The sequence below is a fragment of the Leptolyngbya sp. PCC 6406 genome (genome assembly GCF_000332095.2).
Classification (GTDB): Bacteria; Cyanobacteriota; Cyanobacteriia; order Phormidesmidales; family Phormidesmidaceae; genus PCC-6406.
The window spans coordinates 1,421,101-1,439,297 of sequence record NZ_KI913949.1 but is presented as its reverse complement, the minus strand read 5'-3'; the positions used below and the strand labels follow the sequence as shown (position 1 = coordinate 1,439,297).

At 57.2% G+C, this 18,197-nt stretch carries 14 protein-coding genes; 7 read left to right on the top strand and 7 right to left on the bottom strand.

All coding sequences use genetic code 11. The features are described 5' to 3' along the window. Positions 1–24: 24 nt before the first annotated feature. Together LEP6406_RS0206590 and LEP6406_RS0206585 are read right to left on the bottom strand one after the other, a co-directional pair. Complete coding sequence (locus LEP6406_RS0206590) at positions 25–363, bottom strand: P-II family nitrogen regulator (protein ID WP_008313271.1); 339 nt, start codon at positions 361–363, stop codon at positions 25–27. A 262-nt stretch (positions 364–625) separates the two neighbouring features. Beyond that, a complete protein-coding gene (locus tag LEP6406_RS0206585; RefSeq protein WP_008313272.1) occupies positions 626–1,249 on the bottom strand; it encodes a hypothetical protein in 624 nt (207 codons plus the stop codon). A 372-nt stretch (positions 1,250–1,621) separates the two neighbouring features. Here LEP6406_RS0206585 and pheT point away from each other — a divergent pair, with 372 nt between their 5' ends. Then, positions 1,622–3,379, top strand: coding sequence for a phenylalanine--tRNA ligase subunit beta (gene pheT, locus LEP6406_RS0206580; protein ID WP_008313273.1), 1,758 nt, complete (start codon positions 1,622–1,624; stop codon positions 3,377–3,379). On the opposite strand, the gene LEP6406_RS30025 is transcribed toward pheT, so the two are convergent. Beyond that, positions 3,331–5,361 (bottom strand): AMIN domain-containing protein, encoded by a 2,031-nt coding sequence (locus LEP6406_RS30025; RefSeq protein ID WP_008313274.1) that lies wholly within the window; start codon positions 5,359–5,361, stop codon positions 3,331–3,333. The genes pheT and LEP6406_RS30025 overlap by 49 nt on opposite strands. 223 nt (positions 5,362–5,584) lie before the next feature. Between LEP6406_RS30025 and cysE the strand changes: the two genes are divergently transcribed. Continuing rightward, positions 5,585–6,358 (top strand): serine O-acetyltransferase, encoded by a 774-nt coding sequence (gene cysE / locus LEP6406_RS0206570; RefSeq protein ID WP_008313276.1) that lies wholly within the window; start codon positions 5,585–5,587, stop codon positions 6,356–6,358. Between the two features lie 167 nt (positions 6,359–6,525). On the opposite strand, the gene LEP6406_RS0206565 is transcribed toward cysE, so the two are convergent. After that, complete coding sequence (locus LEP6406_RS0206565) at positions 6,526–7,458, bottom strand: histone deacetylase family protein (RefSeq protein ID WP_008313277.1); 933 nt, start codon at positions 7,456–7,458, stop codon at positions 6,526–6,528. A 208-nt stretch (positions 7,459–7,666) separates the two neighbouring features. On the opposite strand from LEP6406_RS0206565, the gene gyrA reads away from it, so the two are divergent. Beyond that, positions 7,667–10,288 carry a DNA gyrase subunit A gene (gyrA, locus tag LEP6406_RS0206560; protein WP_008313279.1) on the top strand — a complete coding sequence of 874 codons (2,622 nt, stop codon included), beginning with the start codon at positions 7,667–7,669 and terminating at the stop codon, positions 10,286–10,288. A 171-nt stretch (positions 10,289–10,459) separates the two neighbouring features. On the opposite strand, the gene LEP6406_RS0206555 is transcribed toward gyrA, so the two are convergent. Continuing rightward, the gene (locus tag LEP6406_RS0206555; protein WP_008313280.1) at positions 10,460–11,455 is read right to left on the bottom strand and encodes a hypothetical protein; all 996 of its coding nucleotides are present in this window, start codon (positions 11,453–11,455) and stop codon (positions 10,460–10,462) included. Positions 11,456–11,679: 224 nt separating this feature from the next. After that, positions 11,680–12,813, bottom strand: a complete 1,134-nt coding sequence (locus tag LEP6406_RS0206550; protein ID WP_008313282.1) for a cob(I)yrinic acid a,c-diamide adenosyltransferase — start codon at positions 12,811–12,813, stop codon at positions 11,680–11,682. 420 nt (positions 12,814–13,233) lie between these two features. Here LEP6406_RS0206550 and fraC point away from each other — a divergent pair, with 420 nt between their 5' ends. From fraC to larE, 4 genes are all read left to right on the top strand, one after another. Next, positions 13,234–13,812 carry a filament integrity protein FraC gene (fraC, locus tag LEP6406_RS0206545; RefSeq protein ID WP_008313283.1) on the top strand — a complete coding sequence of 193 codons (579 nt, stop codon included), beginning with the start codon at positions 13,234–13,236 and terminating at the stop codon, positions 13,810–13,812. Further along, positions 13,809–14,822, top strand: a complete 1,014-nt coding sequence (locus LEP6406_RS0206540) for a DUF5357 family protein (RefSeq protein ID WP_008313285.1) — start codon at positions 13,809–13,811, stop codon at positions 14,820–14,822. The genes fraC and LEP6406_RS0206540 overlap by 4 nt, the downstream gene beginning before the upstream one ends. A gap of 110 nt (positions 14,823–14,932) precedes the next feature. After that, positions 14,933–15,712 (top strand): ABC transporter permease, encoded by a 780-nt coding sequence (locus tag LEP6406_RS0206535; protein ID WP_027268904.1) that lies wholly within the window; start codon positions 14,933–14,935, stop codon positions 15,710–15,712. A gap of 47 nt (positions 15,713–15,759) precedes the next feature. Continuing rightward, the gene (larE, locus tag LEP6406_RS0206530) at positions 15,760–16,617 is read left to right on the top strand and encodes an ATP-dependent sacrificial sulfur transferase LarE (RefSeq protein WP_008313288.1); all 858 of its coding nucleotides are present in this window, start codon (positions 15,760–15,762) and stop codon (positions 16,615–16,617) included. Positions 16,618–16,879: 262 nt separating this feature from the next. Here the strand turns inward: larE and LEP6406_RS0206525 are convergent, their stop codons facing one another. Next, positions 16,880–18,148: a SufS family cysteine desulfurase gene (locus LEP6406_RS0206525; RefSeq protein WP_027268903.1), complete on the bottom strand. Its 1,269-nt coding sequence runs from the start codon at positions 18,146–18,148 to the stop codon at positions 16,880–16,882. Positions 18,149–18,197 lie beyond the last annotated feature (49 nt).

Here is an 18,197-nt window from a genome sequence, read left to right as displayed (position 1 = left end):
CGGAAAAGGGCGCGACGGTAGAGATTACACTGCTGCGGTATTCTTTTCGCCCGTGCGAATGCGGATGATCTCATCCACAGGGGTTACAAAGATTTTGCCATCGCCGATTTCGCCCGTGCGTGCGGCAGCAATCACCTTTTCCACCACCATGTCTACCTGATCATCGTCTACGACGATTTCCAGCTTCAGCTTCTGCAAAAACTCCACCGTGTACTCAGATCCCCGGTAGCGCTCGGTTTGTCCCTTTTGACGGCCAAAGCCCCGCACCTCAGACACCGTCATGCCCACAACTCCAGCATTGACGAGGGCAATTTTGACCTCATCTAGCTTAAAGGGGCGAATAATCGCTTCAATTTTCTTCATTGCTATGCATAACCTCCCTATAGAACGCTGCACAATGGCAGCGCAGCCCTATGTCTATCGAGGCTGCCTGTTCAATACTGTAGCTTGAGATACGGTTCTCGCCCTAACGGTTGCCGCCCCCTGGGGATCAGGCTGACGGGCAACCACCCTACGGCGGCATCCTGCATTGGGTACGAAGCCTCGCGCCCCTACGGGATTTACCCCATCACCCATACACCCCATCACCCATACACCCCACCACCCTCACACCCCATCACATCCCCTAACGGTTCAGTAGGGGGCGCATGATCAAGAACCCTGCCCCAAAGGCGGTGAAAACCACCAGCAGAATTGTGGTTACTAGCCAGAGATTACCCAAATCTTGGGATCGGGGACTGGGAGCGTGGCTGCGGCGATAGTCGTCCCGCTGTTCAGTAAAAAGCTTGGGTTTGGGGCTAGAGACCTTGGGTCGGGGCCGTTGGCCGTCTCGGGGAGGACTTTGGGCCTCCCGCTCCCGAGGCACGATGGCAAGATCTTGGGGAATTACTGATGGGGCGGTAGCCGTCAGTTCCAGACTGGGGTCATCCTCTAGATTCTCTATCTCTACCCTCGGTATGCTCCGAGCTTCAGGAGCCACTGCCGAATCCTGGGGAACCAGACCCGCAAACTGCCCCAGTTGCTCCGCCGACTGGACAAAGCGGTAAATCTCATTGCGCAAGAGCTTGTTCTGCCGGGTCAACTGTTGATTTTGGCGACTCAGGGCATCCACCATAGCCTTGGTGGTTTGCAATTCCGTGGCCAGCTCTCGATACACCGAAATGGGGACTGAAGGGGCATAGTTGCCCGCCGAGCTGGCCTCAGTAGCGGTGGTGTAGGGCATGGAGTCAGACTTCAGGGAAGGGTTCATAGAAACTGAATGTTCTGAAATATTCTGAGGCGTGGATCGGGGCAGGAATGCCAATGCCGGGGCAGGGCTAACCATCTCAACGGCAGAGGTTATTTATGGGGGACTTTAGCAGCGACATAGACATTCGTCAAAAAAAGAGTAGTTCAAGTTAGCGCAAATAGAACACTTTCAGCTCAGAAACGTTCTAAAAGTTTTTGGCCAAGGTGCATTGCCCCCTAATGTTGGCCCCTGCACTACCCCGGAAAAGGTCGTTTTGGAACTTTATCTGGAAATTTCCTGAAACTTTTTCGAATTTTGGATTGAATTCTGGCTCCTAACCAGGGGAGATTACTATGGCAGTGATCCTTGTGAGTCCCATCGCGATCGCAGCCCATGCCCACCGTCACCTTTCCCCTGGCCTACCTGCAACGACTGACCCAGACCCCTCCCCAACAGTTGGCCCAACAAGCCTTTGACTATGGCCTCGACGCCACCCTCCACAATCAGGGGTTAGAGGTGGAGGTGACGGCGGAGCGGCCCGACCTACTAGCTGCCGAAGGCTTTACGCGGGCTATCAACATCTACAATGGGCAGCCCCGCAACCTGACGGATGATCTTGGTCCCTCGGGTCGCACCCTCCACGTTTCGGCTAACGTCACCCCCCTGCGACCCCACATCGCCGCCCTAGTCGTGGAAAACGCCTCCCTGCAAGCGGGCGGGCTAGAGGTGCTGATCCAGTTCCAGGAAAAGGTGACCCAAACCTTTGGCCGTCAGCGCAAGAAGATTGCCATTGGGGTTTACGACCTAGATCAGGTCACCGGAGATCTCTACTACACCGCCCTGCATCAGGATGAATTGTCTTTCATTCCCCTCCAGGGCCACCAGCCCATGACCGCCCGCCAAATCCTGGCGGACCATCCCGCCGGACGGCTCTATCGCCATACCCTGCCATCGGGGAATCTCGTCCCCGTGTTGCGGGACGAGACCAGCACCGTCCTATCCATGCCCCCCATCATCAACGGAGCAGGACCAGGACAGGTGAGCGCCGACACGCAAAACCTGCTGATCGACGTGACCGGGATTCAGCCCCAGACCGTTCTGGATACCCTTAATATCCTGGCCCACAACTTCCTGGATACGGGAGCAGTGGTCAAAACCGTAGTCGTCCGTACCGAGGAAACCAGCCAAGTCACCCCCAGCCTCACCCCCAAGGCCGTCCCCTTTTCCGCCAAATATTTGAATGAGATCATGGGCAGTGCCATTCCCAAACATGCCCTAGGGAAATACCTGTCGCGTATGGACTTGCATCCCACTGGAACGGATGTGGTGCTGGTGCCCACCTACCGCACCGACATTTTGAGTCAAGTGGACCTAGCAGGGGATCTGTTAGTGGCCATCGGTATCGACACGATGCGTCCTGACCCCACCGCTGTCCAGTTCTATACAGGAAAGGCCGATGTCCTGAAGGGGTTTGTGGCTCAGGTGGGGGATTTAGCCCAGCGCATGGGGCTGATGGAGGTGAAAAGCTTTATCCTCACGGACCCGGAACTGATGGCGCTGTTTGCAGATACCGAGAATCCGGGGGGAGTGAGCAACCCGGTGCAGATTGGCAATGCTAAAAGCCGCAGCTTCAGTACCACCCGCACCACCCTGCAAGCGGGGCTGCTGGAGATTCTCTCTCGCAATATCAACGCTCCCAAGCCCATCAATATCTATGAAACGGGTGAGGTGCTGCAATTGCGATGGTCAAGGACAGACCCAAAGGGGCCATTGCACCTTCCTAGTCCTACCGATGTGAATCCTGAGTCCCTGCCTACCATCACTGAAACCCTGTATTGGGGCTTTGCCAGCCTCGATGCCCGTGCCGCCTTCAGTGGTGCCAAGTCCTATGTGCAGACGCTGCTAAAGGCATTGGGGGTGTCCTATAGCCTGACGGAATGCCGTGCTCCCTACTACTTACCGGGGCGGGCGGCGACGGTGTGGATCGGGGACCAGCCTGCTGGACAGTTTGGCGAAATCCATCCCCGTGTGCTTCAGCACTTTTCCTTCCCCGAGCCCGTGTGTGCAGGGGAATTGGACTGCTCCGCCATCATGACGGCGGCTCAGGGGGCAGGAGGTGAAGGGGCAATGACCTCCGCTTCGATAATTTGACCCGGTTGAATCGTCACAATTTGGGGGCCTGTGGCGTAGCCTGTGGCGGCTCCTAGAACGGCTCCCCCCAACAGTCCCACCCCAGAAAAGCCAGACAGGACCGTAATGGCAGCGGCCCCAATGCCCGTATTGGTGAGTAGATTGCCGCCGCCCTGGGGTGTCCCCGGTAGGGTAGGAGAAGTGGCAGACAGGGGTTCGCGATTGTCTCCTTGCAAGATCACCTGGGAGACAAAGCGCTGCCCCCGGCGATTATTGCCCTCAAAGCGCCCCAGTACCGGAGTCCCCTCCGCGACCAACACCACTCCTGTTGTGGGATGGCGCACATCCTCCGCCACAATCAAAACCTCATACCAGGGATCGGGACGATCTAGCACTAGGGGGCTGCTGCCGGGGTAGCGCAACTGGAGACGGGTTCCCAAGGGTAGTCCCGCCTCTAGTCCCGCCTCTGGGGCGGGGGCAACACGTACCTGACTTGGTAGGGGTGCGCCAAAGGGAATGGTGTTCTCTGTAGCATCCCCACTCGGAGCGGGGCGGGGGGGCGGCGCTGGAGGTGTTGTACCAGTCCCTTCCAGGAAGGGGGGCGAGGAAGATAGGGGGGCAACGGTCGTTGGTGATGCGGGGGGTGAGGGCTCCAACTCTGGAGCTGCCACTGGGGACGCCGGGGGAGATTCTGGGGCGCTGGTCACCGCAGGACTGGGTCTCACTGGAGACTGGGGCGAAGTTAGAGGTTCAACGGCAGGGGGAGCCGTTGGCGGCGGCACCGCTAGCGTGGAGGGGCGCTCGGGGATTGGGGATGTCGGGGCTGGAACTGCCGAGGGAGGTGTTGCCGGAACCGGGGCTGCGGGAGCTACGGGAACGGTTGAAATTGGCGGCACCACAACCTGAGGGGGATTCGAGGATGGCGGGGCACTGCTGTCTAGGGTTGGCACCGTTACGATGGGTTGTCCCGAGGAGCCAAAGGGCGCAATGGGCAGCGCTTCCGGCGGCTGATCCATCGGAGTGGCGGATCCCAAGAGGGCACTGGCGTCGGTGCGGATGCCATCATCAGCGGTGTAGGCTGGGGCGATGGGTGACTGTGCTGCACCCACGGCGACAGCGGTTCCTGTTTCCGGCAGTCCCGGCAGGGCTGGGGAAACCCCACTGGATGCCGGAGCTGGGGTACTCGTGACCGGGCTAGGACTGGCAGGGCGTTCCGGGGAAGCCGGAGCCACAGTGGTAGGGGCTGTGGGCGGAACTGCCGCTGTCGGGGGTGTGGTCGTTGCCGGGGCAGTGACCGGGGGAGCAGCCGCAGGGGGAATTACGGGAATCTCGATCGGGTCAGGGGTGATGGAACTGGCGGTGTCAGGGACTGTCACCGGGGATGGGGTGGGATCTGGGGCGATGGTCACGGACTCGCCCAAGGGGGCGATTGCAGTTGGCCCAGGACTGGCACTAGGCGGTGGCGACACCGGAGTCGGGGGAGTCGAACTGGGAATGGCGGGGGGGGGCGGAATGGGCGTGGTCGCGGTTGGTGGTGCCGTCGCCACCGTCGCTCCCGCATCCGCGACTAAAGGTCGCAACACCCAGCGATTTCCGCTGGGGACGCTGGTAGAAGATAACTCTGCATGGCGTGGATCTAAAACGGTGTTGGGGGCCAGTTCCACCACGATGCGGGTGGTGTTGCCGTCAAACTGGGAAACCCGAATCCCCCGAATGGCTCCGCTGTAGTACCGCGATAGGGGGACATTGCCCAGTTGGGTATTGGGAATTGTCAGGACGATGCGGGCGGGTTCCGCCAGCAGGAAATAGGTGGGGGTGATGTTGCTGGGTAAGGTCAGTACCAGTTGGCGACTATCTGGGTCAAAGGACCAGTTCTCCAGCACCGCGCCCTGGGCTGGTAGGGTCAGGGTCACCGCCGCGATCGCACCTGCCATACCCAGCATCCAGGGCAGGTCTACGATCAATCCATATCTAGTTGTTTTGGCCCATGGATGGGGATACATTGCTTTACCCCTAGTGTTCCATTCCTGAATAGTGAGTTACTGGATAGCCCGTAGCCACCCCAAGCATACGCAGTTTATCTATAAATTCAAGAATTGCCTTTCCTCGTTACCCCTTGTAACTGATGGCAATTGGGGGCGAGAATAATTTTAGAAAGAGCTAGGCTAGCCAAACGCTAGGATAGTTCGGACAGGAAATTAGGGAATTAAAGAAGAGGCAGGGTCCGTGCTAAAGACATTGCAAGCGGATTTTCGGATCATTTTTGACCGTGACCCGGCAGCCCGCAACTGGCTGGAAGTCCTGTTCTGCTACCCCGGACTGCAAGCCTTAATCTTCCACCGGGTGGCCCATGGATTATGGTCGATGGGACTGCCCTTTTTTCCCCGCCTGATTTCCCACGTGGCGCGGTTCTTGACGGGGATTGAAATTCATCCCGGAGCCACCATTGGCTGTGGAGTATTCATCGACCATGGCATGGGGGTTGTGATTGGCGAAACCGCCATCGTTGGTAACTACAGCCTGATCTACCAGGGTGTCACCCTGGGGGGCACGGGCAAGGAAGTGGGCAAGCGTCACCCGACCCTGGGCGAAAACGTGGTAGTAGGGGCGGGGGCCAAGGTTCTGGGGAATATTCAATTGGGCGATAGTGTCCGTATTGGCGCAGGCTCCGTAGTGCTCAGAGATGTTCCTGCCGACTGCACTGTGGTGGGGGTGCCGGGACGGATTGTCTATCGCTCTGGAGAGCGGGTGGAGCCTTTGGAGCATGGTCGCCTACCGGACTCCGAGGCCCAGGTGATTCGGGCTTTGGTGGATCGGCTGGAGGCTCTGGAGCAGGAGATCGAAGCGCTAAAAACGGGAGATCTGCCGAGGGATCTACAAATGGGAAATCTGCCACAGACCGAGAAGGTGCTGGCAATGGCGGGGGCAGGGGATGTCTCCTCAAGCTGCCGCCTCCAGGATCGCATCATTGAGGAATTTCTAGGTGGCTCTGGAATCTAAACTAGGGTGTGTGGCGTAAATACTCTGACCGTTCCATCGTGGCACACTCGGCCCCTCTCCCTAGCCCTTTCCCAGGGGGCGAGGGGACCGGAAAATGTTGGGCTGGTGCAACAATAGTGGGCTGATTTACGCCCTGCGGTACTAGTTAATTGCTACCACTGCAAGGCTCAGTAATCCTCTAAACAAGCGCCGATGGTGGCGACGATGGATTGGGCTAGGGCCGAGTAGTCATAGCCTCCTTCTAGGCCAAACATGATTCGGGGCTGCACGTTTTGGCACAGACGGGTAAAGAGGCCATAGTCCTGGGGTTGTAGGGCAATGCTGGCCAGGGGATCTGCCTGGGTGGCATCATAGCCCGCACTGATGATCAGCAGATCCGGTTGAAAGGATTGCAGAAACGGGATCACGGCGGTGTCAAAGGCGGCTTGGTACTCTGTCACGGTGCTGCCGGGAGCCATGGGTAGATTCAAAACAGTCCCGTGGGGGCCGCGATCGCGGGCGGCTCCAGTGCCAGGGTAGGCCGGAAATTGGTGCAGGGAGCAGTAGGCGATGGCGGGATTGTTTTGCACTAGGGCTTGGGTGCCATTGCCGTGGTGAACATCCCAGTCCAGGATGGCGACGCGCTCAATACCGGCCTGGGCCAAGGCGTAATGGGCCGTGATCGCAGCATTGGCAAAAATGCAAAACCCCATGGCGCGATCGCTGAGAGCATGGTGACCCGGGGGACGAGCCAAGACAAAGGCAGGCTCCCCCGTCATCACCACCTGATCCACCGCCGCCAGCCAACCATTCACCGCCAGCAACGCCACCTCGTAGCTGCGGGGCGAAACGGGGGTATCCGGATCCAAGGAGCCGCCCCCAGTTTCCGCTAGATGCTCCACATCGCTGATGTAGTGCAGGCTATGGAGGTAACGAATTGCCGGCAGCGGATCCCGATCCTGTAACCTCGGGGGCAATCGCCAGCGCAATTGGGAGGCAAAAGGGGCAGCTTGGAGCGCCTGCACCACAGCGGTCAGACGACCGGGATTTTCGGGATGGAAGGAACCGGTATCATGCTCCAGAAAAACATCCGAGTAGAACACCGACAGCGTAGGGGGCATGGGGTAAAACCTCAGGAATAGCAACGGCTAGAGACCGGATAGGGCAAGAGCGATCCCCGCGATCCGCCACCCCCAAACCCTGGAAAATGTGATAGGATATTATACGCAGTAATGCAGTTTCTGCAACGTATTCGGTGCTATAGAGTCCTATCCGACTCAACTTCCGGACTTTTGACTGAATACTTGCGATTTTGGAGCTTTTTACCCCATGAGTATCATCCCCACAGATTTGCGGAACGAGATGTCTCGCTCCTATCTGGAATACGCCATGAGCGTGATCGTGGGGCGCGCTTTACCGGATGCCAAGGATGGACTCAAGCCCGTCCATCGCCGCATTCTCTACGCCATGCACGAACTGGGATTGACGGCGGATCGCCCCTTTCGGAAATGCGCCCGTGTGGTCGGGGAAGTGCTGGGTAAATACCACCCCCACGGGGATACAGCGGTATACGATGCCTTGGTGCGCATGGCCCAGGACTTTTCCATGCGATGGCCATTGATCAACGGCCACGGTAACTTCGGTTCCGTGGACAATGATCCCCCAGCGGCGATGCGATATACAGAATGTCGCCTCCAAGCCCTCACCACCGATGCCCTACTCCAGGATATCGAGTCCGACACAGTGGAGTTTGGCGATACCTTCGACGGCTCCCAGCAGGAGCCCTTGGTGCTACCGGCCCGGATTCCCCAACTTTTACTGAATGGCTCCTCCGGCATTGCCGTGGGCATGGCCACCAACATTCCCCCCCATAACCTAGGAGAACTGCTGGATGGGGTGATTGCCCTGATCCACAACCCGGAGATTACCCTAAATGAGCTAATTGCCCTAATCCCTGGCCCCGACTTCCCCACTGGGGCACAAATCCTAGGTATCAGTGGCATTCGCGATGCCTACACCACGGGACGGGGTTCCGTTACCATGCGGGGGGTAGCTGCCATTGAAACCCTGGAACAGCGGGGTCGCCCCGATCGCGATGCCATTATCATTACGGAGTTGCCCTACCAGACCAACAAGGCGGCGATGATCGAGCGCATCGCCGAAATGGTCAACGAGCGGCGATTGGAGGGCATTTCCGACATTCGCGACGAGAGCGATCGCGACGGGATGCGCATCGTCATCGAGCTAAAGCGGGACGCTTATCCCCGAGTGGTGCTCAACAACCTCTATAAGCAGACCCCCCTGCAAAACAACTTCGGGGTTAACATGCTGGCCCTGGTGGACGGGGAGCCCCAACTGCTGGGGTTGAAGCGGATGCTGGAGGTGTTTCTGGATTTCCGGGTGGAGACCATTACCCGCCGTACCCGCTACGAACTGCGGAAGGCCGAGGAGCGAGATCACATCCTCCAGGGTTACCTGATTGCCCTGGACAACATGGATGCCATCATTGCCCTGATTCGCCATGCCGCCGATACCCCCACCGCCAAACAAGAACTGATTAGTTCCTATGGCCTCTCGGAAATGCAGGCGGATGCCATTTTGCAAATGCAGTTGCGGCGGCTCACGGCCCTGGAAACGGACAAAATCCAGCAGGAACACGAAGACCTGCGGGCCAAAATTACTGACCTAGAAGACATCCTGGCTCGTCGGGAACGGATTCTAGGCATCATTGAAACGGAACTGGCCTACATTCGCGATCGCTATGCCAATCCTCGCCGCACGGTGATTGAGCGAGACGACTCCGAACTGACGGACATTTCCCTCATCGCCAACGAACAAGTGGTGATTCTGGTAACGGAATACGGCTATATCAAGCGGATGCCCGTCACCACCTTCGAGGCCCAAAGCCGCGCCACCCGTGGCAAGGCTGGAGCCCGAATCAAGGAAGACGATGGTATCCAGCATTTCATCACCTGTTGCTGCCACGACCATGTGCTGTTCTTCAGCGATCGCGGTGTCGCCTATTCCCTGCGAGCCTACCAAGTCCCCGAAGGCTCCCGCGCTGCCCAGGGAGTGCCCATTGTGCAAATGCTGCCCATCCCCAAGGAGGAGAAAATTACCTCCGTCCTCGCGGTACAGGGCTTCACCGATGACGAGTACCTGATCATGCTGACGCGGGGAGGCTTTATTAAGAAAACCGCCCTCTCTGCCTTTAGCAATATTCGTGCCAATGGCCTGATCGCCATTTCCCTAGAGGAGGGGGACGAACTGCGGTGGGTGCGTCTAGGCCGCACCAGCGACAGCATCCTGATCGGCTCTAACCACGGTATGGCCATCCACTTCAAGGCCGACGACGACCAACTGCGGCCCCTGGGGCGGCCCACGCGGGGGGTGCGGGCCATGAACCTGCGCAATGGGGATGAGTTGATCAGCATGGATGTGCTGCCCTCCCAAATTACCGATGCCGTGGCCCTGGCGGAGGCGGAGGGCAATGACGAAGACAGTGAAGAGGCGGCAGCCAATAGCCAAGGCCCCTGGGTGCTGGTGATCACAGCGCGGGGCATGGGTAAGCGGGTACCCGTTTCCCTCTTCCGTCTGCAAAACCGGGCCGGGATGGGGCTACAAGCCCTGAAATTCCGCCTGGATAATGACAGCCTGGTGGCACTACTGGTGGTGAATGAGTCGGAGGAACTGATGCTGGTGACCAACCGGGGCATCATCATTCGCCAGCGTATCAATGCCATCTCGATCCAATCCCGCGCCGCCCAAGGGGTACGGGTGCAGCGGTTGGATGAGGACGATGCGATCGCCGCCGTCGCCGCCGTGCCCCAGATTTTAGATGAGGATGAAGAGGATGGGGACGGAATTAATGGTGCTGATGTAGCCAACCATGGAGATAGTGGAGACGCGATCGCCCCGGATGTTGCCGTCAATGAAGAGTCCCCAGAATAAATCCAGGGAGATTAATCTAGGGACACTTCGACGAACAAGGGGCTTAAGCCCCTTGCCTGTACTTAACCCGCTTAAGCCCCTTGCCTGTACTTAACCTGAGTGAGAAAGGCTATCCATGGTCAGGCAAGATGCCTGACCCACAAGAATTACACATTATAAGGATCCGGGTTCCTAAGAATTCAGAATCTCCATCAGAGCTCGCCAGACCGCAATGTAGAAATTCCCATCCACCTCCCCCCGCAGTAGCTCAAAAGGCATCCCCTGACTGCCGACAAAGGGACGTAATCGCCAGCCCAACTGCATCCCTACCACGGCATAAATGGCCATCCAAATCCTCAACAGCGTGTTGTTAAGGGGCTGCTCCATACGAAAGGCAATGTAGGCAGAGCCACGATAGAGATAGCGCACGCCATAGACACCGCACAACCCAAAAATCAGGACGTGCAGCAGCAGTAAAAACTGGTAGTTATCTGGGGTGGTGAGGGTGAAAAAGAGGGCAATGGGGGCCAGACTTACGAGCAAAATGCTGGTGGTGGCCAGGGTAATCACCATCAACGCTAGGGTTTGGAGAAAGCGGAATCGTTGCCCCAGCAGCACATTGAAGGTGTAGAGGGAGGGCACACAGATCAACGCCGTCAGCAAAAATAGAATGGGCAACTTGATGCCGGAGGAAATGGCCTGAAAAAAGCCGTTGTAGGAGCCCATCACCACGCCGTACAAGCCCGAGAGCAGCATACAGAGCAACGCCATGGCGGGAATGATGCGCGGTAACTGCTTACGGCTGTGGATTTGCTCAAAGAGGGCGGTCTGCGCCCGCAAAATGTAGTCTAAAAAATAGAACGCCAACTGCACCAGGTGACTATCTTGGATCGCCCGCCGCAGAGCCTGGAGATCCTCTAGGGCATAGGTATAGGGGGGACTGTTGGCGGCGGATTTAGGGAGTTTGATCCGGTCTTCTAGGGGCTGGTGGCCCGGTCCTGATGGGCTAGCTAATGGACTGGCGAACGGCCCACCTAGTCTGTCGGGGGTTGAATCGAGTGCGAAGGCAAGCTCTGGTTCTAGCTCAGGCGGTAGCTCCGGATCCTCATCTAAGGATTTTTTAGAGGATGGCTCTGCCGCACCTGAAGCCTCTACCTGCCCCGATAGGGGGTGGTCATCACTGCTCATAGGATCTTCCTCAATGATTGTGGGGAGCTACCCCTTCTCTCCAGGCAATTACAGAATTTAGACCCAAAATCGATGGGGCGGGGTGGACAAATTTTTGTGCGGGATACTGATCGACGGTGGGCGATGCCCACCCTAAGCTTAAGTTTTACATTGGCAACACCGTTTTTTTTGGTTCACCCGATGGGGCATTTCAGATCAACATCTTTCTCGGGATAGGATTCGGATCAAAAATCGACGCCCCGCTTCAGATCAACGCCTTTCTCGGCATAGTGCTTGTGGTTAAATACCTCCGAAAAGGTGCTGGCCAGCTCAAAGTAGGCAGGGGGATTTTTGCAACGGCCTGTGATAATCACCTCCGTATCCCGAGGTTTCCGTAGTAGTGCTTGGACAATGGGCTCCTCTGGCAGGAGTTCTAGATCTACGGTGGGGTTGAGTTCGTCCAGAATGATGGTTTTGTAGAGGCCGGACGCGATGGCGGTGGTGGCCAGTTCCCACCCCCGCTCCGCCTCTACATAGTCGATTTCCTGCTGTTGGCCCCGCCAAACGATGGCATCTCGACCACAGCGCTGGTGATCTACCAGAGCGGGATAGCTCTGGCGTAGTGCTGCGATCGCGGCATCCTCCGTATACCCCTGTCCTCCCTTGAGCCACTGCATGATCAGCACTCGGTGGGATTTGTCCTGACTAATGCCGCGTCCAATGGCCTGAAGTGCCTTACCTAGGGCACTGGTGGACTTACCTTTACCGTCCCCGGTGTAAATTTCCACGCCCTCAATGCCGGGATAGTCAGCAGCACGGGGGTTGCGGGACTTCATTTCTGAATGGAGGGCGGCGATATCCAGTAAGGGTTGGGGGGCTCCCCGTCCCGTGGCAATAATTTCCAAGGTTTCTGGCTTGCGCTGGAGTGTCCGCACCACCTCGTCGATGGGTAATAGCCCTAGGTCCAAAACCGGGTTGATTTCGTCTAGCACTACCACAGAATAGAGGCCCGATGCGATCGCACCCTTGGCCACATCCCATCCCCTCTGGGCTTCCTGCTTGTCAAAGCGGGTAATGCCATCGGCATCAAAGAACTCTGCTCGCCCGGTGCGGACTTGATCAATTAAATGGGGAAATCCCCGCTGGAGGGCTTCAATGGCGGCATCTTCGTCATAGGTGCGTCCTGGACCCTTGAGAAACCGCAGCAGCAGCACCCGACTCTCCATAAAGGTCTGAATCCCCAGCCCAATGGAGCGCAGTACCACCCCCAGTGCCACCTGGGACTTGCCCTTGCCCTCTCCGTCGTAGACATGGAGTTGTCCTGCCAGTCGCTCGCTAGTGCGTTGGGCCGTGCGAATCCCGATGCCAGTTCTAACCATGCGCTCTAAAACCCTACAAAATCCCTAAACATCGATTTATCCTTACCCCAAAGCCCCAGTCCCAAATTCTAGCGAAACGCCTCCAGAGGAGATACCCTTATGCCTAAGAGTATTCCATCTAGAAAATCATCCCGTGGGTCGATTACGCTTACTGCTCTAGAGGTTGTATCCCTGGAGTTGTATCCCTGGATCGTTGGATGACCATGCTGGACAAGTCTTTAGCTGGGACACTCTCTGGGACACTCTAAGTAGGCTAGGGTGAGCCCTGGACCTTAGGGTGAGCCTTAGATTAGGGCAACAAAGCCTTAGATTAGGGCAACAAAGAGATGAGGCTCTCCTGGGTTCCTGAGCCATCGTACCTGGGGCCAAATGCCAAGAACATAGCCGCAAAGGCAAGGATGATACGGGTGTAACGGAGCGATGCCATTCGATTTACTGGTGAATGAGGCAGCGGTAGTACCGCTGCGGGCGGTGGTGTTCCAGAGCTTGTTGCTACTGGTTGCGATCGCACTGGAGGCAGGTATGCTGCGGCAAAGATTGCGGCTGGGCTTTCAACCTAGCATTCGCTATGCCGCCAGTCTGAATCTTTTTGCCACAGCACTGGGATGGCTGCTGTTTTTAAGCCTAGAACCCCTGGTTCCAGCAGCCCTACGCACCCAGATCATCAGCTACGTTCTATTTGGTCGATTTTACGACAACGCCTTGCTCAACAGCCTAACGCCCTTAGTGGTCGCAGCGGGCCTAGGCGTATTTTTTCTGACTTTTGGGCTGAAGGTTAAGGGTCTGGAGTGGTTGACCCAACTCCTAGGGGTTCCGATTCGTCCCACCCAAGCCCCCAAGTTATCTCGCCGACGAGGCTTTGGAGATTTGCGTCAGAACCCTCAGACTCAGAAGACAACCCCAGCCTACATCCTTGCCATTCTCCATGCCAACGCCTTAAGCTTCAGTGCCATTTTGGTACTGCTACTCCTGCGCCATCGTTTGGAGGGGGGCCTGTGATTAAGATCTTGCAAGACTTGTGGAACAAGATCACCGGTTTCTTTCTGCCCCAGCAGTACTTTGCTTGGCAGACCCTAATGTACTTGGCCCTGTTTTCCTGGGCCATGTCCTGGATTGCGCGCTTCTCTGGTACCACGGAGATCACCCAGTTCATCATCACCACCAGTAGTTGGGGCTTTTGGACCTTGGGCATCGCCTGGTTTCTAGAGGCCAGGAAGGTGCGCCCCTTCGGGATTCCCATTGCCCCTTGGGTAGCGGGGGCAATTGTCTGTACCTATTTTCATGATCTGATTCCCGGCGCTGAGTTTGCCAACGCTCTGGTCCTCTGGCCACTGGTGTCTGTGGGGTTGGCAGCCCTGCCCGTCCTCGTAGATTGGGAGCTTAAGCCTAAGAACCCCCTACCGGGAGTACGCCAGAAGTTGGTTTTGATGCTACTGCTAGCGGTGTTGTTTAGTAGTTGGTTTCAGTTTTATTTTCGGCTACAGAGTTGGCTCAAGGAATACCCCACCTTGGCTACAGACAACTTCACTGGCAGCGGCTTTGTCACACGCCTAGCAACAGACTCCGGAAGTCGATCTGGGGGTATTCCCCTGCTGATTGCCGCCGAAGAACGCATTAAAGCGGAACTCAACGACACTCCTTGGCCCTGGGTAGAACGCTGGCTGCTGAACTTGAATGGCCAGATGGAGAAAATTCGCGCCGAAACTCAAACTGTGTTGGTTAATTCCGCCGAGGGAGAGATGTGGCATCTCCAGGCCCGTCCCCATAGTCGGGAGAATGGCTATGACTTGTCTCTCATGGCAGTGTGGAACGGTCCTAGCTCCAGCCCTGAAGGGTACTATTTGGAGAAGATCTGTCTGATTCGTCCCCAAGCACCCCGACCCCAAGCCCCACGGTCCGAAGGATCGCCGCCGCCGCCGGACGCGCCGCCGCCTACGGTTTTGGCCCAGGTAACCTGTAATCTGGAAATTCCCAAACGTCTAGGTAAACCCCAGTCCATTGCAGGCTGAGGGGGATTAGGGAAAATGGGGGATGCTGGAGGTAGAAAGACACCCAGCTTTGATTGAAAATCAAGAGTTGAATATTACGTGACCATTTACGTGGCTATTGCAGTATGGCGATGACGGTATTGCGTATCTGGGTGATTGCCTGCAATGTGTTTCTGGAGGTAATTCGCGATCGCGTCCTCTACCTGGTGGCCCTCTATGCTTTGGTGATGGGGGCCGCAATGCTCCTGTTGCCGGAGGTGGCAGCGGGTGCCCACGACAAAATCACGCTGGATCTCGGCCTTGCTGGCATTCACGTTCTGGGGCTGTTGGTGGCCATTTTTGTCGGCACTGGACTCATCAACAAGGAAATCGAAAAGCGCACTGTACTGGTGCTGATTGCCAAACCCGTTAGTCGAGGAGAGTTTATCCTCGGCAAACACCTGGGACTGGCAGCGGTGTTAGTGGTGCTCTTGGGCCTACTGCTGGTGCTTTACTTAGGAGTCCTGAGCCTCAGTGCCATTTCCTACAGTTTCACTAGTCTGCTGCTGGCGGTAGTCTTCACCTTCCTAGAGATGGCCCTATTGACAGCGGTGGCGATGCTATTTGGCGTCTTCACCAGTTCTCTACTCGCCACTTTGATGACCTTTGCGGTGTATCTGATGGGGCACCTCAGCACCGATATCCTTGCCCTCGGGGAAATCAGCGAAAATCCGACCATCCAACGGGTCACCAGTGGCCTATATCTGGTGCTGCCGGACCTAGAGCGCCTGAACCTGCGGAATCAGGCAGTCTATGGCCTCGATCTATTGCCCACTACCGGGGAGTTGCTGGGGAATCTGCTCTACGGATTGCTGTACATTGCCCTGTTGCTAACTCTAACCAGTGCCATTTTTGCGCGACGGCAGTTTTAGAAGGGGTTCGTTAGGCTAGGCGGAAGACTGGAGTTAGGAGGTCAGCGGTGGGTACGGAAGCGGGCGCTAAGGAAAACAAAGCGAAATTAGCGGCACTGCGATCGCTATTGGCGGAGATGGGGCCAGTGTTAGTGGCCTATTCGGGGGGCATCGACAGTACCCTCGTGGCAAAGGTAGCCTATGACGTACTGGGACATCGTGCCCTAGCCATCACTGCCAATTCCCCCTCCCTGATGCCAGATGACCTAGAATCAGCCCAGATTCAGGCCGCAGAAATCGGGATTCGCCACGAGATTGTCCAGACCCACGAACTGGACAACCCCCAATACGCCAGTAATCCTGTCAACCGCTGCTACTTTTGCAAAAGTGAACTCCACGACACCCTCAAACCCCTGGCCTTAGACCGGGGCTATCCCTATGTCGTGGATGGGGTGAATGCCGACGACTTGGGAGACTATCGACCGGGAATCCAGGCGGCGAAGGAGCGAGGGGCACGTTCCCCTCTAGCTGAAGTTGGTATCACCAAGCTGGAGGTGCGAGAAATTGCCCGCGCCCTAGGGCTGCCCTGGTGGGATAAACCCGCCCAGCCCTGCCTCAGTTCTCGGTTTCCCTATGGGGAAGCCATCACTCCAGAAAAGCTCCAGCGTGTCGCTCGCTGTGAGCGCTACCTGCGGCAGTTGGGATTCCGGGACTTGCGAGTGCGATCGCAGGAGAATACCGCCCGCATTGAACTGCCCACCCAGGAGATTGTCACCTTTATCCAGAACACCGATCTCCCCGCCCTTGTTACCACCTTTCAAGGCTATGGGTTCACCTACATCACCCTCGATTTAGAAGGATTCCGCAGCGGCAAGCTGAATCAAACCCTCCCCACCGCTCTCCTGGCAAATACTTCAGATCACTGAATTTCCAACAGCCCCTCTCAGGTGCATTGCTCTGCTTTGCGTTTCGCAAGCGACATAAAAGGCGAAATCACGCCTTAGCGTGATTCACCGCTACGGAATCCCGAAAATCAAACTTGACGCTGTACCAGCCCCATATTTTCCGGTCCCCTCTCCCCTTGGGGCAGGGCTAGGGCTTCGGCGTGAGCTCAGCCGAACGGTGAGGGGCCGAGGTGTGCCGCAATAGAACGGGTAGAGTCTTTACACCGCCCAGGACTAGTCATCTTTAATCCTCATCAAACACCGTACCAAAGAACTGGATGGTGTCCTTCAGGGCGGTGATGAACAGGTCAATTTCCGCACAGGTGTTGTAGAAGTACAGGCTAGCGCGGGCAGTGGAGCTAACGCCGAGGATGCGGTGCAAGGGTTGGGTGCAGTGGTGACCGGAGCGAATAGCGATACCGGACTGATCCAGCAGGGTCGATAGATCCTGGGCATGAACCCCCTCCACGGTGAAGGTGGCCAGGGCAGCGCGGCCACTGCCATCGGCCTGGGGTGGGGGGCCGTAGAGGGTGAGGCTTGGAACTTGAGTGAGCTGTTGGTACAGATAGGCGGTCAGGTCATGTTCGTAGGCCGCGATCGCATCCATACCCACAGACTGTAAATAATCCACCGCCGCCCCTAGGGCGATCGCCTCACAAATCGCCGGGGTGCCTGCCTCGAATTTATGGGGCAGCTCTGCATAGGTGGCGCTCTCCAGAGAGACCTCAGCGATCATTTCGCCGCCTCCCAAGAAGGGGGGCATAGCCTTCAGGATGTCCAATTTGCCATGAAGAAACCCAGCACCAGTAGGGCCACACATTTTATGGCCGGAGGCGACCAACCAATCGCAGTCCAGGGCTTGCACGTCCAAGGGCAGGTGAGGGACACTCTGGCAGGCATCAATCAGTACCTTGGCCCCGTAGTGATGAGCCAGGGTAACAATTTCCGCCACCGGGTTGATGCAGCCCAAGGTGTTGGATACATGGTTCACCGCCACTAGCTTGGTGCGATCGCCTAGCAAGCTGCGAAACGCTTCCAGGTCAAATTCCTGGGTCTCCGTCAACCCCACAAACTTCAGCACCGCCCCCGTGCGCTGGGCCACGAACTGCCAGGGCACTAGATTACTATGGTGCTCCATCACCGACAGGATAATTTCATCCCCCGCTTGCAACTGGCTCATGCCCCAGGCATAGGCCACTAGGTTAATGGCCTCGCTGGCATTGCGGGTAAACACAATTTCATCCCGCGACGCAGCCCCCACAAAGGCCGCCACCTTATCTCGCGCCCCCTCGTAGGCATCTGTGGCCCGTCCACTCAGGGCGTGAACCCCCCGGTGGACGTTGGCATTGTCCTGTTCGTAGTAGCGCTGAATCGCCGCCAACACCGCCTGCGGCTTTTGAGAGGTAGCCGCATTGTCGAAATACACCAGGGGATGGCCATTCACCTCCTGCTTCAGGATGGGAAAGTCATCGCGGTATTGGGTGGCGAGGGTAGGGGTGGCGGTGAGGGGCATGGGAGTGGGGGAGTGGGGGAGTGGGGGAGTGGGGGAGTGGGGGATTGGG